The organism is Haloarcula sp. Atlit-7R, from assembly GCF_003666065.1.
GTDB lineage: Archaea > Halobacteriota > Halobacteria > Halobacteriales > Haloarculaceae > Haloarcula > Haloarcula taiwanensis.
The window spans coordinates 493,617-514,994 of the sequence record NZ_QXIK01000003.1; the positions used below are offsets into that span (position 1 = coordinate 493,617).

At 63.7% G+C, this 21,378-nt stretch carries 27 protein-coding genes; 13 read left to right on the top strand and 14 right to left on the bottom strand.

Going from position 1 to position 21,378, the window contains the following annotated elements; all coding sequences use genetic code 11:
• Positions 1–13: 13 nt before the first annotated feature.
• On the top strand, positions 14–187 hold the full coding sequence (locus D3D01_RS24050; RefSeq protein ID WP_004516474.1) for a DUF5786 family protein: 174 nt from the start codon (positions 14–16) through the stop codon (positions 185–187).
• Here the strand turns inward: D3D01_RS24050 and D3D01_RS09800 are convergent.
• The 3 genes from D3D01_RS09800 to D3D01_RS09810 all read right to left on the bottom strand — a co-directional run bounded on the left by D3D01_RS09800 (position 174) and on the right by D3D01_RS09810 (position 2,903).
• Positions 174–908 carry a hypothetical protein gene (locus tag D3D01_RS09800; protein WP_121512054.1) on the bottom strand — a complete coding sequence of 245 codons (735 nt, stop codon included), beginning with the start codon at positions 906–908 and terminating at the stop codon, positions 174–176. The two genes, D3D01_RS24050 and D3D01_RS09800, sit on opposite strands and share 14 nt — an antisense overlap.
• Positions 905–1,843 (bottom strand): NAD(P)H-binding protein, encoded by a 939-nt coding sequence (locus D3D01_RS09805; RefSeq protein ID WP_121512055.1) that lies wholly within the window; start codon positions 1,841–1,843, stop codon positions 905–907. Before D3D01_RS09805 ends, D3D01_RS09800 begins: the two co-directional genes overlap by 4 nt.
• A 73-nt stretch (positions 1,844–1,916) precedes the next feature.
• Positions 1,917–2,903 (bottom strand): SDR family oxidoreductase, encoded by a 987-nt coding sequence (locus D3D01_RS09810; RefSeq protein ID WP_121512106.1) that lies wholly within the window; start codon positions 2,901–2,903, stop codon positions 1,917–1,919.
• Between the two features lie 110 nt (positions 2,904–3,013).
• Between D3D01_RS09810 and D3D01_RS09815 the strand changes: the two genes are divergently transcribed.
• Positions 3,014–3,235, top strand: a complete 222-nt coding sequence (locus D3D01_RS09815; protein ID WP_121512056.1) for a hypothetical protein — start codon at positions 3,014–3,016, stop codon at positions 3,233–3,235.
• A gap of 107 nt (positions 3,236–3,342) precedes the next feature.
• Here D3D01_RS09815 and D3D01_RS09820 read toward each other — a convergent pair whose 3' ends face one another.
• On the bottom strand, positions 3,343–3,537 hold the full coding sequence (locus D3D01_RS09820; protein WP_004516469.1) for a cold-shock protein: 195 nt from the start codon (positions 3,535–3,537) through the stop codon (positions 3,343–3,345).
• Between the two features lie 160 nt (positions 3,538–3,697).
• Between D3D01_RS09820 and D3D01_RS09825 the strand changes: the two genes are divergently transcribed.
• The gene (locus D3D01_RS09825) at positions 3,698–5,425 is read left to right on the top strand and encodes an ATP-dependent DNA helicase (RefSeq protein WP_101348961.1); all 1,728 of its coding nucleotides are present in this window, start codon (positions 3,698–3,700) and stop codon (positions 5,423–5,425) included.
• A 155-nt stretch (positions 5,426–5,580) separates the two neighbouring features.
• Here the strand turns inward: D3D01_RS09825 and D3D01_RS09830 are convergent, their stop codons facing one another.
• The 3 genes from D3D01_RS09830 to D3D01_RS09840 form a co-directional block, all read right to left on the bottom strand.
• Positions 5,581–6,621, bottom strand: coding sequence for a class I SAM-dependent methyltransferase family protein (locus D3D01_RS09830; RefSeq protein ID WP_101348962.1), 1,041 nt, complete (start codon positions 6,619–6,621; stop codon positions 5,581–5,583).
• Positions 6,614–7,750, bottom strand: coding sequence for a 60S ribosomal export protein NMD3 (locus tag D3D01_RS09835; RefSeq protein WP_101348963.1), 1,137 nt, complete (start codon positions 7,748–7,750; stop codon positions 6,614–6,616). Before D3D01_RS09835 ends, D3D01_RS09830 begins: the two co-directional genes overlap by 8 nt.
• A gap of 84 nt (positions 7,751–7,834) precedes the next feature.
• Positions 7,835–8,728 (bottom strand): NAD(P)-dependent oxidoreductase, encoded by an 894-nt coding sequence (locus tag D3D01_RS09840; protein ID WP_121512057.1) that lies wholly within the window; start codon positions 8,726–8,728, stop codon positions 7,835–7,837.
• Between the two features lie 128 nt (positions 8,729–8,856).
• Here D3D01_RS09840 and htpX point away from each other — a divergent pair, with 128 nt between their 5' ends.
• From htpX to radA, 3 genes are all read left to right on the top strand, one after another.
• Entirely contained in the window at positions 8,857–9,735 is an 879-nt protein-coding gene (gene htpX / locus D3D01_RS09845; protein WP_101348965.1) for a zinc metalloprotease HtpX, read from the top strand.
• Between the two features lie 102 nt (positions 9,736–9,837).
• Complete coding sequence (locus tag D3D01_RS09850) at positions 9,838–10,455, top strand: hypothetical protein (RefSeq protein ID WP_121512058.1); 618 nt, start codon at positions 9,838–9,840, stop codon at positions 10,453–10,455.
• Positions 10,456–10,587: 132 nt separating this feature from the next.
• On the top strand, positions 10,588–11,637 hold the full coding sequence (radA, locus tag D3D01_RS09855) for a DNA repair and recombination protein RadA (RefSeq protein ID WP_101348967.1): 1,050 nt from the start codon (positions 10,588–10,590) through the stop codon (positions 11,635–11,637).
• Positions 11,638–12,058: 421 nt separating this feature from the next.
• Here radA and D3D01_RS09860 read toward each other — a convergent pair whose 3' ends face one another.
• A complete protein-coding gene (locus D3D01_RS09860) occupies positions 12,059–13,111 on the bottom strand; it encodes an aldo/keto reductase (protein WP_121512059.1) in 1,053 nt (350 codons plus the stop codon).
• Between the two features lie 24 nt (positions 13,112–13,135).
• Positions 13,136–14,149, bottom strand: a complete 1,014-nt coding sequence (locus D3D01_RS09865) for a CPBP family intramembrane glutamic endopeptidase (RefSeq protein ID WP_101348969.1) — start codon at positions 14,147–14,149, stop codon at positions 13,136–13,138.
• Between the two features lie 131 nt (positions 14,150–14,280).
• Here D3D01_RS09865 and D3D01_RS09870 point away from each other — a divergent pair, with 131 nt between their 5' ends.
• The 4 genes from D3D01_RS09870 (at position 14,281) to D3D01_RS09885 (ending at position 17,111) form a co-directional block, all read left to right on the top strand.
• Entirely contained in the window at positions 14,281–15,186 is a 906-nt protein-coding gene (locus D3D01_RS09870) for an acyltransferase (RefSeq protein WP_121512060.1), read from the top strand.
• A gap of 50 nt (positions 15,187–15,236) precedes the next feature.
• Positions 15,237–15,944: a hypothetical protein gene (locus tag D3D01_RS09875; RefSeq protein WP_121512061.1), complete on the top strand. Its 708-nt coding sequence runs from the start codon at positions 15,237–15,239 to the stop codon at positions 15,942–15,944.
• Positions 15,945–16,017: 73 nt separating this feature from the next.
• A complete protein-coding gene (locus tag D3D01_RS09880; protein WP_121512062.1) occupies positions 16,018–16,704 on the top strand; it encodes an ATPase domain-containing protein in 687 nt (228 codons plus the stop codon).
• Entirely contained in the window at positions 16,701–17,111 is a 411-nt protein-coding gene (locus D3D01_RS09885; protein WP_121512063.1) for a hypothetical protein, read from the top strand. Before D3D01_RS09880 ends, D3D01_RS09885 begins: the two co-directional genes overlap by 4 nt.
• Before the next feature lie 116 nt (positions 17,112–17,227).
• Here D3D01_RS09885 and D3D01_RS09890 read toward each other — a convergent pair whose 3' ends face one another.
• The gene (locus D3D01_RS09890; RefSeq protein ID WP_080508797.1) at positions 17,228–17,515 is read right to left on the bottom strand and encodes a DUF2795 domain-containing protein; all 288 of its coding nucleotides are present in this window, start codon (positions 17,513–17,515) and stop codon (positions 17,228–17,230) included.
• Between the two features lie 146 nt (positions 17,516–17,661).
• On the opposite strand from D3D01_RS09890, the gene D3D01_RS09895 reads away from it, so the two are divergent.
• The 3 genes from D3D01_RS09895 (at position 17,662) to D3D01_RS09900 (ending at position 19,222) form a co-directional block, all read left to right on the top strand.
• Complete coding sequence (locus D3D01_RS09895; RefSeq protein WP_121512064.1) at positions 17,662–18,438, top strand: PHP domain-containing protein; 777 nt, start codon at positions 17,662–17,664, stop codon at positions 18,436–18,438.
• Between the two features lie 54 nt (positions 18,439–18,492).
• Positions 18,493–18,657, top strand: a complete 165-nt coding sequence (locus tag D3D01_RS24055) for a DUF6757 family protein (protein ID WP_004516452.1) — start codon at positions 18,493–18,495, stop codon at positions 18,655–18,657.
• 97 nt (positions 18,658–18,754) lie between these two features.
• Positions 18,755–19,222 (top strand): cupin domain-containing protein, encoded by a 468-nt coding sequence (locus D3D01_RS09900; protein WP_101348974.1) that lies wholly within the window; start codon positions 18,755–18,757, stop codon positions 19,220–19,222.
• Positions 19,223–19,246: 24 nt separating this feature from the next.
• On the opposite strand, the gene D3D01_RS09905 is transcribed toward D3D01_RS09900, so the two are convergent.
• The 4 genes from D3D01_RS09905 to D3D01_RS09915 form a co-directional block, all read right to left on the bottom strand.
• Positions 19,247–19,963 carry a type 1 glutamine amidotransferase gene (locus D3D01_RS09905; protein WP_121512065.1) on the bottom strand — a complete coding sequence of 239 codons (717 nt, stop codon included), beginning with the start codon at positions 19,961–19,963 and terminating at the stop codon, positions 19,247–19,249.
• A 165-nt stretch (positions 19,964–20,128) separates the two neighbouring features.
• The gene (locus tag D3D01_RS24060; protein ID WP_004516449.1) at positions 20,129–20,266 is read right to left on the bottom strand and encodes a hypothetical protein; all 138 of its coding nucleotides are present in this window, start codon (positions 20,264–20,266) and stop codon (positions 20,129–20,131) included.
• Positions 20,267–20,340: 74 nt separating this feature from the next.
• Positions 20,341–20,526 (bottom strand): hypothetical protein, encoded by a 186-nt coding sequence (locus D3D01_RS09910; RefSeq protein ID WP_101348976.1) that lies wholly within the window; start codon positions 20,524–20,526, stop codon positions 20,341–20,343.
• Between the two features lie 6 nt (positions 20,527–20,532).
• The gene (locus D3D01_RS09915) at positions 20,533–21,327 is read right to left on the bottom strand and encodes an aldo/keto reductase (RefSeq protein WP_121512107.1); all 795 of its coding nucleotides are present in this window, start codon (positions 21,325–21,327) and stop codon (positions 20,533–20,535) included.
• Positions 21,328–21,378: the final 51 nt, after the last annotated feature.

Below are 21,378 nucleotides of genomic sequence, written 5' to 3' on the forward strand. Positions count from 1 at the left end.
ACTGTGGTAACCTATGTCGATGGGAGCGTACGACGACGACGAACACGAACGCCGTGAACGCAAGAACAGCGAGGTCGACCTGTCGGAAGACGACGACCGCAGTACATACCACGGGAGCGTCGATTACGACGGTGACGAGTCGACAGAAGAGTTGCTCGACCAGTTCAAGCAGATCAACTCCGACTGACTGCGGCCGTTCTCGACCGATAGCGCAATAGTCCGACAGAGACGGCCGTCACGGCTGTGACGGCTAGCACGTGGCCGACTAGCGCCGCGAGCAGCACCGGCTGATCAAGCACGAATGGCACGAGCACGAGCTGGAGAACGCCAAAGCCCCAAATCTCTAAGTCGGCCCGCATGAACACCCGCGCTGTCTCGGGGTCGAACCGGTAGCGAGCCGACCGCCACAGGCCTGTGACGCTGGCCCACCACCCGGTCCCGATGCGGTAACTCACATCCCAGAGAATGAGCAGCGTCAGATACACGACCAGTACCGGCGGCTCCGACCCGAACAGCCGGTTCAGCAGCGGCATCGAACTGACCTGCGGGTCGAACACGAACAGATGGGTGAGCAATGCGATGTACGCAAGGACGGACAACACGACTTCGACGTTCGAGGCGAACAGCAGCGCACGGTAGGTCGGTGGCACGTCGATACGCCGGATGAGCGTGCTGATCCGGAGCATTTCTGCGCTTCCGATGGTGGCGACGAACACGACGACCGTTCCAGCGATTGCGGCGCTCCAGACCTCGTAGTACCACGACAGGGCGATGATGGCAACCTCGAAGACGAGGAGCTGAATCGCCATCGCTGCCCACGTCGGGAGGCGAATCCCCGGCAGCGCGCCGATGATGCTCTCATACACCCACGTTTCGCCGTACTCGGGGCGGGCGCTGTCGCCGCTCATCTGCCAGCACCACCCGTGGCCGCGGCCGCCCGTGCCGCGTCTCGACTCCGCGACTCGCTGAGGGCTAGCCTGACCGCATCCGCGAACGATGTCGGGTCCACGGCGAACTGTGCCTGTGCAGCCTCGGTGTCTGCTACCACCGGCGTTTTCAGCCCGTGGATGAGCGGGCGGGCGACGCTCGATGGCACGTCGGTCATGAGGGCGACCCAGTACGCTGATAGTTTCGGCGTCAACACCGGTATCGGAACGATTGTCGGCGCACCGGTCCCCATGAGTCGGCCCGTCTGTTCCAGAATCTCAGCGTATGTCAGCACCTCCGGCCCGCCGATTTCGTAGGTTTCACCCGCCGTTTCCGGCTTGTCGAGCACGTCGACCAGGTACGAGACGACGTCATCGATAGCGATGGGGTGGCAGTCCGTCCGTACCCAGCGCGGTGTCAGCATCACGGGCAGTCGCGTCGTTAGCTCGCGTATCATCCGGAAGCTCGCCGAACCCGCGCCGATGATGATGGCCGCCCGGAACGTCGTCAGGTCGTATTCGCCGTCCCGGAGAATGAACTCGACCTCCCGGCGCGACCGGAGGTGTTTCGACAGCGTCTCGTCGTCCTCGCCGAGGCCGCCGAGGTAGACGACGCGGTTGACGCCGGCTTCGTCGGCTGCCCGACGGAAGTTCCGTGCCGCCCGTCGGTCTCGCTCGGCGTAGTCGCTCCCGGCACGCATCGAATGGACCAGATAGTACGCGACATCGACGCTGTCGAGGCCGGCATCGAAACTGCCTGCGTTGCGCAGGTCACCTGTCACCACGTCAACGCCGTCTGGTGGAGTGTACTCGCTCGGGTCGCGAACGAGCGCGCGGACGCTGTGACCGGCCGCGAGGAGCGCCGGGACGAGATGGCTCCCGACAAACCCCGTTGCACCGGTCACGAGCACATGCATACCCTTCCTGCAGGACGGGACGAGGTTAAAACCGTGGCCTGTTCGGTTGCCGTCGTGTCAGACTGCCTGCGATTCAGGACTGCCGAACGAGCGGCTCGTACCAGTCGCGGTTGTCCCGATACCAGTCGATGAACTTCTCGACGCCCTCCCGGATGGTGTGGTCCGGGTCGTAGCCCAGCAGTTCCTCGGCACGGTCGGTCGCGGCGTGGGTGTGTTCAGCGTCGGCGTCGTGGCGTTCTTCATAGACTAGCTCGAGGTCCGGGTCGATCTGGTCACGGATCTCCGTCGCGAGCGTCTTAATCTCGATGTTGTCCGTCGACCCGATGTTCACGGCCTTACCGTCGGCGGCGTCTTCGTGTAGCAGCGTCATGTTCGCGTCGATGACATCCTCGATATAGGTGAAATCACGCGTTTGCGTGCCGTCACCGTAGATGACCGGCGGTTCGCCGTTGTGACACCGCGAGACGAAGTTCGAGATTGCCATGTTCGGGCGCATCCGCGGGCCGTAGACGGTGAAATAGCGGAGGGCAACGGTGGGGAGGTCGTACACTTCGCTGTAGGCACAGGCGTAGCGCTCGGCGGCGAGCTTCGACGCGCCGTAGGGCGAGACCGGTGTCGTCGGATGCTCCTCGTCGTAGGGCAGGTACTGCGGCTTCCCGTAGACGGAGGAAGAAGAGGCCATCACGAACCGTTCGATGCCTTCGTCGCGGCAGGCATCGAGGAGGTTCAGGGTACCGTCGACGTTGACCTCGTCGTACTTTCGGGGGTTCTGCACGCTCGGGCGGACGCCGGCCTGTGCGGCCTGATGGTAGACGTAGTCGGCGTCGGCGACGAGGTCCGTCACCAGCTCCGCGTCACGCACGTCGCCCTCGATGAACTCGTAGCTTCCGCCGCTGTTCCGGGCGGCTTCCCGCCCCGCTTCGACGTTATGCTGCTTGATATCCAGATCGTAAAACGGGTCGCGGTTGTCAAGTACGACCACGTCGTGGCTGTCGGCGGCGAACCGCTCTGCTAGATGACCACCGATGAACCCGGCACCGCCTGTGACCAGTATTTGCATCATCCGGATGCTGTCCATCGGACGACAAAAGTATGTCGAGAGTTAATCACACTGAACTGTCCGAAGGAGCCAGCTACCTTGAAGTGTATACAGTACATAAAAACCGGGCAGTGGCCTCCAGAGCCTGCGATGGGTGCGATACGAACGTTTCGATAGCTGGCGGCATCGCCAACATCTGGTCGCAGGAGTCCAGACCGACCGAGGGCATCGTCCTCGAACTCGCCGATGACACAGAGCATTTCCTCTGTTATGACTGCATCGACCGGCTACCCGACGACCGGGACGTGACTGCGGCGGACGTGGCCGCTCTCTCTGCACAGACTGACGACTGATCGTTAGTTCTTGTCTGGGCTACTGCGAACCGGCGCTGTCGCTTTTCGAGTAGTTCGATAAGAACAAGTGTCAGATGTGGTCGCCCGAAGGCGACCGAAAATCTGCCTTAGTTGCGGACGACGTTCGTCGCGCGGGGGCCCTTGTCGGCCTGTTCGATGTCAAATTCGATCTCCTCGCCTTCTTCGAGGTCAGGGCCGCCAACGTCTTCCATGTGGAAGAAAACGTCATCGTCCGCGTCCTCAGTCGAGATGAAACCGTAACCGCCTGTGTCGTTGAAGAAATCAACCTTACCGTTTGCCATTGCAAATATACGTACAGGGGGTATATGTATAAGAGTTCCGAGAGTACCAGTACCACGACCGTGTGCCTGTGAACACGACCCACGCTCTCATCTCGGGTAACTGCTGACGCACACCCGGCGACAGGAAAGGTTTAGGCCGCCTCGTCCGTTGCCTTCTCGCGTGTACCCCGCGCGGATCACCGACGAGTTCCCGGCCCCGTCGTACCGGGGCAACCAGAAACAGGCCCTGGCTGATATCCGCGCGGCCTTCGAGCGCGGCAAGGACGTTGTGCTCGTCCGCGCGCCGACCGGCAGCGGGAAATCGCTCCTCGCCCGGGCTATCGCCGGGTGTGCCCGGACCGCTGGCGAAGCTGCCGCCGAGCAGGTCATCGACGCCTACTACACCACACCACAGGTCTCGCAACTGGACGATGTGGCCGAAGATGCCCTGCTGGAGGACCTCTGTGTCATCCGCGGGAAGAACAACTACGACTGTATCCTCCCCGGCGAGACGGACACGCCGGTGAACCAGGCTCCATGCGTGCGCGAACGGAAGTTCGACTGCCAGGTCAAACACCGCTGTCCGTACTTTTCGGACCGCGCTATCGCCTCAAACCGCCGAATCGCCGCGATGACGCTCGCCTATTTCATGCAGACTGCCGGTAGCGACGTGTTCGGGAAACGCGACGTGGTTGTCATCGACGAAGCTCACGGCCTCGGCGAGTGGGCGGAGATGTACGCCACTATCGACCTCTCGCCGGGGACCATCCCGATGTGGAACGATATCGACGTGCCCGAAATTGACGGGCTGGACGAGGCTGTCGCGTTCACGGAGCGCGTCGAACACCTCGCCGAGCGCCGCGTGAAGGAACTACGAAAGAAGGCGGAACTCACCGGCGAGGAGGTGGCCGAGCGCGACTCGCTGAACACGCTCCGGCAGGACCTCGGGTGGTTCCGCGAGGACTACACGGACGCCGAGAGCGCGACGACGTGGGTCGTCGATCAGGCCGACGGCGAGAACGCTCCGGTGACTATCAAGCCGATGAACCCAGAGCGGTACCTCAAACATACCGTCTGGGAGCGTGGCAATCGCTTCGCCTTGCTGTCGGCGACCATCCTCAACAAGGAGGCGTTCTGCGCCAACGTCGGTCTCGACCCCGAGAACGTCGCGCTCGTGGAGGTCGGCCACACCTTCCCCGTCGAGAACCGGCCGCTGTACGATGTGACACAGGGGAAAATGACATACGAGTACCGCGACGACACGCTACCGGACATCGCCCGGACCATCGTTCGTATCATGGCTCAGCACACGGACGAGAAGGGGCTGGTCCACTGCCACTCCTACGCTATCCAGGAGCAACTGAACGAACTCTTAGACGATTTCGGCGTCGGCGCGCGCGTCCGCACCCACGACAAGGATGGCCGGGACGGGGCGCTCGCGGCCTGGAAGCGAAGCGACAACCCCGACGTATTCCTCTCGGTGAAGATGGAGGAGGCCCTGGACTTGGAGGGGGACCTCTGTCGCTGGCAGGTGCTGTGCAAGGCCCCGTACCCGAACACGCGGGACTCCCGCGTCGCCCGACGGCTCGAAGACGACCAATGGGGCTGGTACTACCGGACCGCGCTGCGGACGGTCATCCAGGCCTGTGGCCGCGTCGTCCGCGCGCCCGACGACTACGGCGCGACCTACCTCGCGGACTCGTCGCTACTGGACCTGTTTGACCGCGCCGAACACGACATGCCCGACTGGTTCCGTGCACAGGTCGACCGGCTCTCCCGGCCCGACCTGCCGCGGTTCGCGCCGGACCGGGCGCTGTCGGCGGTCAGTTCGGGCACGAAACGTCGGCACAATCGCTCACGGTCTCGGTCTGGGGACGAAAATCACCCGCTTTCGGACGTGTGGGACTAAAAGAAGGCGAAGGCTAATCCGTAAATCACTGACGACCCGACCATCAGGCCGACCAGAATGATGGCGATAATCTGCTGTCTATCCATACCTCTCCTTGACCGCTGGCGCAATTAGGCGTTACGACCGCCCGTTCGACGCGCCCCGTTACGGACGACCTACTCCACCCGAGCGTCGACAACGACGTGGGCGACGCCCTCGCTGTACTCCTTGACGCGCCGGGTGTCCAGTACCTCGACCGCCCGGTCGGCCTCGGCGGCGGCTGCCTCCAGGCGCTCTATCGGGCGGTCGAACACGAGCGCGTCCGGCGTCGCCTCGTGCATGTGGAGGACGCCGCCGGGCGCGAGCGCATCGAGCGCGCTGCCGAGGTACTCGTGTGCTTCGTAGTAGCCCATCACCACGCGGTCGGCGCGCCCCTCCTCGGCGAAGCCCGGAATGACCTCCCGACAATCAGCCCGATACGGGTGAACCCGCTCGTCTACGTCGTTTAGCATGACGTTCTCGACCAGAAAGCGAAACGCCGTGGGATTGCGCTCGACGGCGGTGACGTTCGCGCCGGCGCGGGCCATCGGGAGGGTGAAGTAGCCGATGCCGGCGAACATATCCAGCACGCGCTCATCTGCCGCAACGACATCGCCCATCCGTGCCCGCTCGGCCTTGTTGCCGGGTGAGAACATCACTTCGGCAAGGTCCATCGCGTACCGGGTCCCGTGTTCGGTGTGGATCGTCTCAGTATCACCGTCACCGGCGATGACCTCGACGCTGGGTTCGCGGTGCTCGCCGGAGATGCCGTGGCGGGCCAGCACCGTCTCTGCCTCGCCGTGGAGCGCCAGTAGCGCCTCGCCGACCTCGGACGGCCGGGGACTGTCGCCGATGTCGACCAGCACGACGGAGCCCAGTACGGCCCAGGAACCGGGTGCGGCGGCGATTTCTGCGTCGGTCCAGCCGCGCTCCCGAAGGTGGTCATCGAGCGTTCGGAGGCGGCGTTCGCCGACCTGGCGGACGACCTCCCGGAACTGCGTCTCCTGTGGCGGTGCCGTCACCGGAACGGCAACGCTGTCGGCGGTCCATTCGGTGATGCTTCTGGTGTCGTCGTAGACGCCCTCGGCCTGCAGGGACTTGATAGCGGCCTGCGAGCGTGGTTTGGCGACGACGGCGGCGAGCCGCTGGTCGCCATGCCCTCCCGCGTCGTCACTCATCGGCGTCCGTCTCGGCCGGGAGGACGTGCAACCCGGCGTGGCTTTTCAGCACCGGCACCTCGTCGGCGTCGGTGTCGAGGTAATCCGGTCGCGGGACGGTCTTGCTCTCGAAGGTTTCGGGGTCGAGGACCTGCACGGCCCGCTCGTCCTCGACAGCGACGAGCGTGGTCGTCTGGGCATCATCGCGGAACCCCAGCCGCTGAGCGTCTGGTGTCTCACCCTCTTCGAAACTCGCCTCGTAGTCCTCGCCGGTCGCCAGCCGGACCCCCTTGAGGTTCCCCTGGACCGACCGGACCAGCACCGGCCCGTCGCCGTCCTCCGGGTCGATAATTTCGCCCTGTCGGTAGCGGGGCAGGCGGACGGCGTAGGTCATCCGATACAGCTCTTGGCCGTCCTCGTCCTCGGAGATGAGACGCCGCGAGTCGGAGTAGGAGCCGCCGAGCTGGGCGGTGATGCGCTTGGCGATGCCAAGCCCCATCTGGTTCGTCGATATCTTCATGTCCAGCCCGTCGTCGACGGACTTGGTCTCGGTGATGAAGGCGTTGCGGTCGCCGGTCTCCTCGCGGGCGGCGATGTACTCCTGAGCTATCTCTTCGGCCCGCTCCCGCTCCTCGTCGGTCGGGTCGCGCCCGCTGGCCCGCACCTGAACGATGCTGGCGAAGGAGCCGCCGGCGATTTTCCCGCAGCGCTTGCACGTCTGCCGGGAGATACGGACGGGGACGGTGACCTCCTCAGTGACCGGCGTCCCGCGGATGACGCCGGAGAACTCGGCGTGCATTCGGATGTTGTTCTTGTCGAGTTGCTCGGGAGCGACCTGCCAGGCGACCGACTGGGCGTCGACGTGAATTCCCAGGGCCTCGCTGACCTGTTCGACGGCGATGTCGGTGTAGTCCTCCGCGCCGATGTCGACCCAGCGGTTCCCCTTGTGGACTGCGCCACACCGGGAACAGACCCGCACCTGAATGGTGTCAGGGGCGTCCACCAGGTCGAACTCCTCGAAGTAGCAGGCGTCACAGAGGACGTGCTCGGAGTTGCGCTGGCCGCCGGCACCCGAAAGCTCCGGGCGCTCGTCGGTGCCCTCCGGTATCTCGTCACCGCAGCGTGGACAGAACTCTCCCGACCGGCTCATTACCGGTCCTACTGTACTGAACCGCTTAAGCCGTGTGTTCCGCCATCGAGATGACGCCGCTGGCAGGCCCGATACCGCCTTCGCCTACTCACCCGTGAGTGTCGGCGCGGTAACGTCGACGTCGGCGGCCTCACGCCATTCGTGTTCGGGCACCCAGTCCAACAGCCCCTGTGCTTTCGCGGTCGAGAGCGCCGACTGGTCGCCGTCGAGCTTGCACTCCGCGGGAAGTTCGCCCCACTGCTCCTCCACGAGGTCGGCCGTTGGCCGTCCGACGTAGTTCTCGGCGGCGGCGACGTTGAACGCTTCGTGCCCGCCGATGTCGGCATCGAGCGCCGCCGCGACGGCCGTCGCTACGTCACGGACATCGACGTAGGACCAGCAGTTACCCGCACCGTCGGCGAGGTCGCCTGCGGCCACGTCCCGGCAGTTGTACTCGCCGGGGTACTGAATCCACGACGGCCGTATCGAGGCCACGTCCACGTCGTCGCGCCGGACGACCATCTTTGCGATCTCTTCGCCGGCGACCTTCGACGTGCCGTACGGGTCCTCCGGCGCGGTCGGATGTGATTCATCTATCGGGAGATACGCCGGCAGCGGCGTCTCGTCGGCGAAGGCCAGCCCGTAGGCGCTTTCGGAGGACGCCCAGACGACATCTGCGCCGGCGCGACCTGCGGCGTCGATGACGTTGTACGTCGCCGAGACGTTAGTGTCGAACACCCGCGTGCCCGCGTGCCGCTCCGGCGCTGGCAACGCAGCCCAGTGGACGACGGCGTCCGGATCGACCTCGCTGAAGAGGTCCCGAACTTCCACCCCCTCGGTCACGTCGACAGCTTTGAAATCTATGCGCTGTCGCGTCGGAATCTCCCAGCCGGGGTGGTCTAGGTCCACGCAGACGACGTGGTACTCGCCGGCGAGGTGGTCGCAGATCCAGCGCCCGGAGCGCCCGCGCCCGCCAGTGACGGCGACTGTGTCGGTCATGTATCCGATTGTTGCCCGGAGAGTAAATGTGTGTGGACAGCTGCCCCGTTGACGGTCCACTGGCCCGTGCCGTGTGGCGCTTTCCCACGATAGCGAGGTTTTAGAGTGTCGACCGTCTATCAGTGGGTATGGAGTGGCAAACAGACTGGGGGCTCCGTGGCCGGATGGCTCTGACGATGTTCCTGCTGTTCGCGCTGTACATCGTCTTCCTTGGAGCGCTCACGCTGTATTTCAGCAATCTCGCCCTTATCGTGGTCGTCATGGGACTGTTCCTCGGCGCGCAGTTCTTCTTCAGCGACAAGCTCGCCCTGTATTCGATGGGAGCCCGGACGGTCGAACCGGAGGAGTATCCGGAACTCCACCGGACCGTCGACCGCCTGGCCCAGCAGGCCGACCTCCCGAAGCCGAAGGTCGCCGTCGCCGACTCTCGGGTGCCCAACGCCTTCGCCACCGGCCGGTCGAAGAGTAGCTCGGCCGTCTGCGTGACGACGGGCATCATGAATACGCTGGACCAGGACGAACTGGAGGGCGTCATCGCGCACGAACTGGCCCACATCAAGAACCGAGACGTGATGGTGATGACCATCGCCTCGTTCCTCTCGACGATTGCCTTCCTCATCGTCCGATGGGGCTGGCTGTTCAGCGGCGGCCGCGAACGCGGCGGCCAGCAGGTCCCGGTTATTGTCGCCATACTCATCTCGCTGGTCGTCTGGGTCGTTTCCTTCCTCTTGATCCGGACGCTCAGCCGCTACCGCGAGTACGCCGCTGACCGCGGCGGCGCGATGATTACCGGCAAGCCTGCCGCCCTTGCGAACGCACTGATGAAAATCGATGGTCGGATGGACAAGGTGCCAAAGGAGGATATGCGCGATCAGGCCGAAATGAACGCGTTTTTCATCATCCCGATTGACGTCGGGTGGATCGGCCGTCTGGCCAGCACTCATCCCTCGACGGAGAAACGCATCGACCGCCTGCAGGACCTCGAACGCGAACTCGAAAGTCGGTAATTTCCGCTGGCTGTCTGGCTGTTCGAATACGCGTCACCGAACACAGACACCGACTGGTCGAGACGCAAACCACCTTGGTCTCCGGCCCGTAGGGGCTCGCATATGGGACTGCTCGACGGACTCAAGAGCGTCCTCGGGGTGAAAGCCGAGGCCGACGCGACGCGGGACGCCGACCCGGACGACCTGTTCGGGATGAGTACCGCCTACATCACGATGGAAGCCGACTTGGGGTACGAGTCGACCGGCGAGGCAGCGCTATGTTTCGCCGACGTGGATAGCACGGACTTTCAGGACGCCGTCGACGAGGTCGAATCCATCCTCGACGCCGGAATGGTCGAGACGGGCACGCGGGCGACGTTTGAGACCGACGACCACGGCTACCAGTGGGTTGTGCTCCACGACAACGACTTCGAGGATTTGCTCACGTCGATCCACTTCGCAGCGGACACGCTCGTCGAGCGGCGCTACGGGTCGCGCCTGCTCGCGGCGCTGTTCGCGTTCGAACACACGCGTGACGACCAGACCGTCTACTGGGTGTACTCCTTCCGCCGGGGCGCGTACTACCCGTTTGCGCCGGCCCCTCACAACAGCCACGAGCGCAACACGTCCGCGGAGTTCAAACTGGACAGCAACCTCAGCGACGAGATCACTGTCGAGGGCGACAAGGAGTATTGGTATCCACTGTGGCCCGACCGTCCCGGCTACCACCCCTGGGAGTAAGACGGCTCGCTCTTTCCCTTTCACATCTAAAACTCCCGATTCCATTCCGTATTATCCCGCTGCTGTCCTACACTTTCACTTTCACTCTGGTGTTAACGAGGCTTTATACCCACGGACGCACAAGCCACGTCTATGTCCGCAAGTGAGGACCTCGAAGAGCTGCCGGGTGTCGGTCCGGCGACAGCAGAGAAACTCGAAGACAACGGCTACGACTCCTACCAGGGAATTGCGGTTGCCTCTCCCGGCGAACTGTCGAACACGGCCGACATCGGCGAATCGTCGGCAGCCGATATCATCCAGGCAGCTCGTGAAGCGGCCGATATCGGTGGTTTCGAGACTGGATCGACGGTACTCGAACGCCGCGAACAGATCGGGAAGCTCTCCTGGGGCGTCGACGAGGTCGACGACCTGCTCGGCGGCGGCGTCGAGACCCAGTCCATCACCGAGGTGTACGGCGAGTTCGGGGCCGGTAAGTCTCAGGTAACGCACCAGCTCGCCGTCAACGTCCAGCTCCCCGCCGAACACGGCGGGCTGGAGGGCAGCGCCATTTTCGTCGACTCCGAGGACACGTTCCGCCCCGAGCGTATCGAACAGATGGTCAAGGGCCTCGATGACGAGGTTCTGGCCGACACGCTGGTCCTCCACGGCGTCGTTGAGGAAGCAGACGACGCTGACCCCACCGACGACGACCAGCTCGACGCCCTCGTCTCTTCCGTGCTGGAGAAGATTCACGTCGCGAAGGCGTTCAACTCCAACCACCAGATCCTTCTCGCCGAGAAGGCACAGGAAATCGCCAGCGAGAGTCAGGACGAGGAGTTCCCCGTCCGCCTGCTCGCCGTCGACTCGCTGACTGCTCACTTCCGCGCCGAGTACGTCGGGCGTGGCGAACTCGCCGACCGCCAGCAGAAGCTCAACAAGCACCTCCACGACCTGATGCGCGTCGGTGACCTCAACAACACTGCTGTCGTCGTCACGAACCAGGTCGCCTCGAACCCGGACTCCTTCTTCGGCGATCCGACTCAGCCCATCGGTGGCAACATCCTCGGCCACACTTCCACGTTCCGGATGTATCTCCGCAAGTCCAAGGGGAACAAGCGCATTGTCAAGCTCGTCGACGCGCCGAACCTCCCGGACGGCGAGGGTGTCATGCGCGTCGAAGAGGACGGCCTGCTGAACGAGTAGTCCAGATCCGGCAGTCACGGCTCGCCGACTCGATCGACTGCAGACCGTTTTCTCCAGCGGCCTTTGACACCTCCGACAGCTTTTTTCCGGACTAGTATGTGGACTGGTCCCGCGACTCGAACCCCTTCGTTTCATCTCGAACCGACTCCCGTCTGGCGTCTTGCGGCTGTCAGACGCACCGTGGTGAATGTGAAAGTTCAACACCCGAACCGCAGGACGGCGATACATCTCCTGTTGAAACAGAGGGGTAGTAGCCGGGAACCGGCAGACGACTGTCCAGTCGTCGATGTTTGCAGAGGGTAAACCGTCGACTGGAGATTTCGGTACCCACTCTTCGGTGGTCGGACGATGCGAAAATCAGGTGCGCAGCGTCAAGTCAGTCGCCCGTCTGCCTGTGCGTCGGCGCTCTACCGCCTCGCCGTCAGTCCCCGGCAGACTTCATGCCGGTGTCTTCGAGGTCCGCACCGCCGACCGACGAGCGCAGGGCGTCCATCCCGTCGTCGCGGTCGATGCCGAAGTTGTCCCGGTACAGGTCCTGCACGCGGTCGTACTCCTCGTCGCTGAGCGGCGGCGTGTCGGGTGCGCCGGCCCACTCGTCGATGTCGGCGTTCGTCCGGAACGTCGGGGTGACCGACGCCACCTCGTCGTTGTAGAGGAGCCACTGGATGGCGGCCTGTCCCATCGTCCGCGCGCCGTCCCGCTCTAGGAAGCGGATTTCCTCGACTTTCTCCCAGCCGGTCTCGTACCACTCGCTGGGTCGGTGCGAGCGGTGGTCGCCCTTGCCGAGTTCCGTCTCGGGGGTCACCTGCTCGTTCAGCAGGCCCGAGGAGTGCGGGACACGAGCGAGTACCGACGTATCGGCGTTCTGCTCGCGGATGGTGTCGATGAAGTGCTGGCCGGGAGTCTGCTCGAAGAGGTTGAAGACGGTCTGGAGCGCGTCGAACTCGTTTGCGACCGCGGCGTCGCCCTCGGCGAGCCAGCCGATGGAGGGGCCAAGCGCCCAGCCGATGGCCTCGACTTTGCCTTCCTCGCGGAGTTCGTCCAGCGCTTCCAGTACGTCCTCGTCGACCTCGTCGACGTTGGCGTTGTGAAGCATCAGGAGTTCGACGTGGTCCATGCCGAGGCGGTCGAGCGAGCGGTCGACGGCGGTGTGGACCCACTCGGGCGTAATCTTCTTCGGGAGTTCGCCGTGGCCTGCCTGTGGGTTGTTGTAGAAGTCGTAGCCGATTTTCGTCGAGACCGTCACCTCGTCGCGGTGTTCCGCCAGCGCTTCGCCGATTATCTCCTCGCTGTCGCCGTGGCCGTATACGTCCCCGGTGTCGAAGAACGTCACGTCTTGGTCGAGCGCGTGCTGGACCATGTCGACCGCATCGTCGCGAGTGCGGTCGCCCCACCAGTCCGTCCCGACGACCCAGGCACCGAACCCGACTTCCGAGACCTCGACGCCGGAGTTTCCGAGTGTCGCGTATTCCATACCCGACGTAGCGGCGCTGTCCACTTAGCCGTCTTGGTTTGCCGTGTCGGACCGCGTTCGAACCCGGAGCTGTGGGGTCGCAATGTCGTCAAGCAACTCGACCGCGCCGTACTCGCGGTGGACCCACCAGTACAGCGCGGCCCCGCCAACGCCGAGCAGTGGAATGGCGATGAGTCCCCCTTCGGGACCGAACCCGCCGCCGGTCACGAGCGCGGGGCCGGTTGCGGTCGTCGAGAGCATGGCGACGCCCATCCGGAGGCCGCTGACTGGGAAGCCAAGCAGTGCCAGCGTGTAGTTCCAGGCGACGTGGAAGCCGCTGGCGACTCCGAGCCGCCCGGTCAGGACGTAACACGCACCGAGCAGGAAGCCGTAGAGAGTAATGTTGGCCACACTGAGCAGCGACGCGCTGGGGTTTGTCCAGTGGAGGACACCGAACAGTGCGCCCGTCAGCCCTGTCGCCGCGATGATCGCGCCTCGCTTACCGACCCACCCGGCGAGCCCCTCAGCCGTGTTTGTCAGGAGATATCCACGGACGAGCACCTCCTCGGCAGTTGCTTGGACGAGGAAGAACGCCCCCAGAAGGATGACGGCGACCGGTGGTCCGAACGCAGTCAGCGGAAGCGGTCCGCTGTCGACGGTTGCGAGGGCGACGCTGACCTCGGCGAACCCGACGGCCACCTCGACGAGGAGGACGAGCGTGGGCAGCCCCGCCCCGAGCGCGAGGCCGAACGCCGCGTCGCGCCACCACTGCCCGTCGAACCCTAGGCCGTAGTCCCGGAGTGTCCGCCGGTCGAGCAGATAGCCGATTACAACAGCGATGCCGGTTCCGGCAGCGAAGAGCGCAATCTGGCGCGTGACTGCGACCGCCGGCGTCATGCGCACTACCGACGACACCACCGCGACCACCCCTGAGAGGAGTACGAGGCCGAATCCGGCGAGAAACAGCCACACCGTCACCCGCCACGGCGCTCGCAGCCGGCGCTCGGCGGGATTGACAATGTAGCGCCGTATCTCCATGATGAAATCCGACCTGACCATGCCGTCGTCTGGGACGGCGTTGTCTTAACTGTGGCTTGCTCGCTGTGCCACTTGGTGTCGTGACACGGATGTTACTGGGTAGGTTTCACGTAACGGAAACCCCTATCTGCCCGCGAAGCCACGTACTCGACATGACGAAGCGTCACGTGTCGCTGCCACCGCTCGCCGAAGAGGGGCTCAGGGCGTTCATCGACGAGGTTGACGAACGCCTCTCTGGTGACGAGGACACCTGCGACGTTGTCACTGACGTGCTCATCGACCTCCACGGCGACCGAGAGGCCTACGAGCGCTGGCAGGACGGCGCGGATATCTCCCCGGCCGAGCGGGTCCGGCTCCAAGGGTATGACCCCTGTAACACGACCCTCGAGAGCGAGTACTACGCCGAAAAAGACGAGGAACGGTTCAAACGCTCGAAGCACCTCCAGTGGCTCTGGCGGCAGTTCGACGCGACGCCGATGGCGGACAACGTTGAGTTCGCGCTCCGGTTCCGGCGGATGCTCGCCGACCACCTCTTTGAGTCCTGTGGTGAGGGCTGTCGATTTTTCAAGGGTATCTCCTTTACCTACGGCCACAACATCGAGATCGGCGACAACGTCGTTGTCCATGACGACGTTCATCTGGATGACCGTGGGAAGCTCACTATCGGCGACCGCGTCTCCATCTCCGATGACACCCACGTCTACAGCCACGACCACGACGCCGTCGACCAGACCCACGTCGACAACTACCACACCATCCTCGAGGACGACGTGCGCCTGACCTACGACTCGATGGTCCGGGCCGGCGTGAAGGTCGGCGAGAACGCCATCCTCGCGGCGAAGTCCATCGCCGGGAAGGACATCCCCGCCCACCACATCGCTGCCGGCACGCCGGCGAAGTCCCTGACCGTCAAGGACGGCTGGGAGTCCGTTGCGGAGCCAATCGAAGGGGCGAACGTCGACCGCCGTGCCGAGCGGCAGTTGTCGTACGACCTCCCTGACGACCTCGACAAGTTCGACGAGTTCCAGCGGACTCTCTCGCCGCCGGACCGAGAGTAGGTGTCAGCACGCGCCGTCATCCCTTTTGTTACACCCGACGACGGTTACGTATGCGCAGCGTCGCCATCAACGTCGGAGCTAACACGAACGAACCCGGCTTCCGAGGACCGCTGTTTCCCGACGGCTCCTTCGAGTACGTCCCGATTCCCGAGTCGGAGCCGACCAGCGAGCCAGTGCCGACTTACGCCGACCTCGACCTGGGGACTGACGTCTCCGCGGTGGCCGACCGGCCGGTCCACTTCGACCCGGAGTTCCCCGAGGCCGGCGGCGAGCGCTACACCTACGGCGACGAACACGGCGTGAAGGCCAGCCCGCTCTCGGGGCTGTCGGCCGGCGACTACCTCTTTTTTTACGCGACGCTCTCGACCGTCGGCGACGCGCCGGCCTGGGCTCCGCCAGAATGGGGCGCGTATGTCATCGGCCACTTCCGCCTCGTCCGCGACGCGGTGACCGGCGACGAGTACCGCGACCTCTCGCCCGAGGACCGGGCCCAGTTCGCCTCGAACGCCCACGTGAAACGGGACCCGTTCGACGCTCGCGTTCTCATCCGCGGCAATGCCGCCGAGTCACAACTGTACAACACAGTGGTCCCGCTGTCGGCCCCGAGCGGCGGCACCGACGCGAACGAACTGGTCACCGAACTGTCGTCCGACTCGGGGAAGGGGCCGTGGTGGCGACGGCCGATGCGGTTCGACGAGGCCGGCACGGAGCGACTGCTCGAACTGGCTGATAGCAACCCCAGCGCTATCGAACGCTGACGCAGCCGAATGAGTTATCACCGGTGAAAATAGAATGTGAAAGCATATGTCCAGACGGACTCAGATAGCTGATATGCGTCTCTCTAGTGGGGTCCCCGGATTCGATGAACTCATTGAGGGGGGCTTACTTCCGAACCGTCTCTACGTGGTCAGCGGCCCGCCGGGCAGCGGGAAGACAACGTTTTGCTCACAGTTCATTACACAGGGCGTCAAGGAGGGTGAGACGTGCCTGTACGTGACGATGCACGAGACCAAGTCGGAGTTGATGCAGGACATGGCCGGCTACGACTTTGGTCTCGACCGGGCCATGCAGTCTGACGCCATCCAGTTCCTCAACCTCGTTACTGAGAGCGGGAAGCGAACAATCACCCAGTTCGGTAGCGAGGGTGGCCTGACGAACCGACTCGTCGCCTACATCAGACAGAACGACATCCAGCGGGTCGTCATCGACTCGACGATGCTGTTGCAGCACTTTATGAACGACGTTGAGGACGAGATCACGGGCTTTCTCTCCGCGCTGAAACAGACGGACGCGACGACGTTGCTAATCTCCGAAATGACGGACCCGTCCTCCTACAGCGACGAACACTACCTCGCTCACGGCGTGGTTTTCTTCCACAACTTCCTCGAGAACGGGAGCATGACCCGCGGCGTTCAGGTTATCAAGATGCGTGGCACCGCCATCGACTGTGACATCCGTGAAATCTCCTTTTCTGACGCGGGACTGCGGGTCAACCCTGATCGAAAAGTGGAGACATGAGCCGCTACGAGCGCGAGTTCGGCACCGACTGGGACACTCTCGACAAAGACGAGGCCACCGACCGGGCCTACGCTATCGGTGTGGCCGAGCGCCTCGGGGAGTTCAACCGCGACGAACTCGAAGCCATCTACGCCGAGATGAACTCGGCGTACCACAAGAGCATGGTCGAACTCGCGTACGACGAAGGACGCAACGAAGCGAAGGAAGCGGCAGAGACGACCAGTGCCGACCGGGACGCCCTCTGGGCTGACCTGATTAACGGCGAGAAGACGTACATCGACGAAGACGACGTGCCGACCGGCGGCCGCGACGGCCTGCCGTCGGCTCTTGACTCCTCGGAACTGCTGGATAGGCAATCAATCGACAGCACTGACGCCGTCGATAAACCGGACTTTCTCGACCGATAGCCGTTCTATGGTGCGTGCGGCGACTGCCCGAACAGTGCTGCCGCTCGCCTGTGTAAAACCGAAGGAGACGGAAAATCCGTCCAGAGCTGGGGATGACTGCAGGCCGCTCTAGGCCGTTAGAAGGAGACCTGGTCCGGCCCGTCTTCGCCCATGCAGATCGGGTCGCGGTCGGAGTAGCCCTTCCGGCCGATGGCCTTGCTCGACACACCTGAGAACGCTGCGAACTCAGCGTCTTCCGCGCTTTCGAAGGTTTCTGGGGCCGATCGGCTGAGTGCGTCGCCCAGCCGTTCGGTGCCGTTTGGCAGTTCCAGTTCCATGTCACCGTCGCTCTCGATGATTTCCTCCGCGGAAATCGGGTAGTCGTACGATTGGAAGGCGTCCGTCGCGTTGCTTAGCATTCGCATGTCTACCGAAAGTTCATGGTTCCTAATAAACCTTCACTATAGATAATCATAATATCCCTTAATGCGTATAAGGAACTCACGTTTCGTGTGGTCACGACGCATGGTCCAATCAGAAGCGGCTTGCTGTTGGGGGGTGTGGACGTGGTATGGTCGTCGCTGACTTGCACGTACACACGACTCGCTCCGACGGGACGCTCACGCTCGATTCGGTCCCGGCCGCCGCGAGACAAGCGGGCGTCGAGGTCGTCGCCGTTACGGACCACGACCGCCTCCAGCCTGCTCTCGACGGTCCCGTCACCGAGCGCGACGGTGTGACGCTGCTCCACGGTATCGAACTCCGCGTCGAAACCGAGACCCAGCGACTGGACCTGCTGGGCTACGGCGTCGACCCCACCGACGAACTCCGGGCCGAGTGCGCGCGCATCCAGCGGAACCGCCGCGAGCGCGGCGCGCGCATCATCGAGTGTGTCGAGGACCGCCTGGGCGTCTCGCTACCTGTCGAGCCGCGCGACGGCCTCGGTCGTCCCCACATCGCCAGCGCTATCGCAGAGGTGTCGGATCACTCCTTCCAGTCCGCGTTCGACGAGCTAATTGGCGACGACTGTCCCTGTTACGTCGCCCGGGAGGTACCGTCCTTCGAGCGCGGCTGTGCGGTCCTCTCAGACGCGTGCGGGCTGGTCGGCCTCGCGCACCCGTTCAGATACCCTGACACGGCGGCTGCGCTGTCCACGTGTGCGTCGCTCGATGCCGTCGAACGGTGGTATCCGTACGGCCGACCGGTCGGCAACGGTCTCGTCGACGACGCCATCGAGCGGCACGGACTGATTCCGACCGGCGGCAGCGACGCCCACGGCGAGACACTGGGCGACACTGGTCTGGGCGCGGCCGCCTGGGACCGGGTCGAAACAGCCCTCGGTGTCTGACAACCGGCAGACGGAACCCGAGGGTTCAATGTCGTGCGGGACTACTATTCGAGTATGCAGTGTCACTACTGCGACCGTGAAGCCGACATCGCCGTCGAGAACGACGGCGTCAAGGTCGGTGTCTGCAAGACGCACTTCCGTGAACAGATGGCGGAGCTGGAAGACGCCGACTGGCTCGAAGACCTCGACGAGGAACTCGACATCGACCGACGCGAGTGACCGACGCTCCGTTTTGCTGCTTCTGCTGTGTCCCCCGCGTCTCCGCTGTGACCCACTCTGACTAACCGTTAAGGACTGTCCCCCGTACATGGCAACTATGGAGAAAGTCAGTATCGACGCCGTCGAATCGCGGATGGGGCCGGCGTCGGTCAAGCGGGCGCTCGCTGGTCCACTTGGCACCGACAATATCGCGTTGAATCACTACGAACTGGCACCCGGCGAATCCTTCGGCTTCGGCTACCACCGCCACCCGGAGCAGGAGGAAGTATTTATTATCCAGTCGGGCACGGCGACGTTCGAAACGGAGGACGGTGATGTCCGCGTCGCAGCCGGAGAGGCGATCCGCTTTGCGCCCGGTGAGTGGCAACGCGGCCACAACGAGGGCGAGGAGCGTGTCGTCGCTCTTGCGCTCGGCGCACCACAGGAGATGGGCGATACGGATATGCTTCGACACTGCGAGGAGTGTGGCGGTCGTACGCACAACTACGTCGAGATGACGGCCGACCGGGACGCGCTCGTGACACGCTGTGCGGAATGTGACGCAGAAACCGGCCGGTTCTCGTAGCGCCACTGCGGCGAAGCCGGTCGGTTAGTCGTCGGCAGCGGTGGTAGCGCCGGTCACGTCACCCGCGTAACGCGCAGCGAACTCGGTGAAGTTGTCGAACAGCTGCTTGGCCTCGCAGGCGGCGCGATAGTTCGCCTCGGTGACGCCGTCCAGTACCGCTTCGATGCGCTCGTCGGCGAGCTGGTCGTCCTTGCCCTTCGTCACTGTCTCGGCCGTCTCGGGGTCGTACTCGGGGTGGAACTGCACCGAGAAGACGTTCTCCTTCCGGAACCCGTGGATGCCGTAGTTGTTCTCGGCGAACGTGGTCGCGCCCGGTGGCACTTCGGCGACGCGGTCCGAGTGCGTCGTAAAGACAGTGAACGACTCGTCGACGCCTGCGAGCAGTTCGTTCTCGCCGTCGTGGTCGACCGTCCGGTAGCCGATCTCGTACTCGTCCATCGGCTCGACGGTGCCGCCGAGCGTATGTGCGAGCAACTGGTGGCCGAAACAGACGCCCAGGAACGCGATGTTACGGTCGACTGCGTCCGTGACCCAGGATTCGAGCTCACGGATCCATGGTTCGTCCCAGTAGACGGACGCGCGGCTGCCCGTGACCAGACAGCCGTCGAACGCGAAGGTGTCGGGCAGTTCGCGCTCAGTCACGTCGTATTCCACGAGGTCGGCGTCGAGTTCCCGCCGAAAGTTCCGGCGGTTGTCGTCGCCGTCGTGGGCTGCGTTCAGCAGGGCGATTCGTGGCCTCATTACCAGTACGGAGCGGTTCGAATCGTAAAAACGTGCGTACCGACGGCAGTGATTGCCGCTCACAGTGACGGGACACCGGATCGAAGCGCCCGCTGGCTCAGCGGCTATCAGGAACAGCTGCCCACTCAGAATCGTCCCGCTACGGGGCGACGACTGCGATACGTGTTACGTCTGGTCCGCTTCCGGGTTGTTCGTCCGCCGATAGGAGCCAACCATCTTCCACAGCGTGTCGTTGAAGTCGTCGTTGTTGGCCTCGCTCTCGATCTGCCGGTACAGGTTTTCCGAGACTTCGATACGGGGCATCAAGCGTGTATAGAGAGCGGGAGTAAATAAATCTCCGCTGACACGGAATCGAGTAAAAGCTTCAACGCACCCCTCTAGGGGCCGTATAACCATTTGGCACCGAAAGAGACGAACCAGGCCATCCAGATGCAAAAGACGATCAGCCACGTCCCGTACTGGATCGTCGGGTCGGGAATCAGCACGTACGCCACGACAAGCAAAACGGCGATGCTTGCCGCGGCCGTGGCGTCCCAGCGGTCCAGTGCGGGCGGTTCGACCATCGGAACCTATTGCGAGATACCGTAGGTGTCGTTGTCCCAGTCGTAGACACCGGTATCGTAGACTGCCTGCTCGCGTTCGATGGCATCGATGCGCTCGTGGTCGGCGGCGTCGAGGTCCCAGTCGAACAGGTCGCAGTTCTGGCGGACGTGCTCGGGCGAGGAGGACTTCGGCAGGACGACCACCTCGTTCTCGACCGCCCACTTCAGGACGACCTGAGCCGGCGACCTGTCGTATTTCTCTGCCAGGTCCTGAATGACATCGTCCGCGAACACTTCCGTTCGACCCAGTGGCGCGGCGGCCTCAACGACAGTGTCGGTGTCGCGACAGAACTCGACCACCTGGTCCTGCGTGTTCCAGGGATGGTACTCGATCTGATTGACAGCGATAGGCACGTCGGCGACATGCTGGGCGGCCCCGAGCTGGTACGCGCTGAAGTTCGAGACGCCGACGTTGCGGATCTTCCCCTGATTGAGGAGCGTGGCCATCGCGTTCATCGTCTCCCGGATGGAGGTTGCGGGGTTGGGCCAGTGGACGAGATACAGGTCGAGGTAATCAGTCCCAAGTCGGTCCAGCGACGCCTCACAGGCCTCGATGACCGACTCGTAGTCGAGATGCTTTGGCAGCACTTTTGATGTGAGGAACACGTCCTCGCGGTCGTAGTCGGCGAGGGCCGCGCCGATTTCGCCCTCGTTCTTGTACCCTTCGGCCGTGTCCACGTGGCCGTAGCCCGCGTCGAGTCCGGCTCGAACGGACTGCTGAACGGTGTCGCCGTCGATGTCCCACGTCCCGACGCCGACCATCGGCAGTTTGTCGCCACTCGGGAGTGTCGCTGTTGGGGGTGTCACAGTACG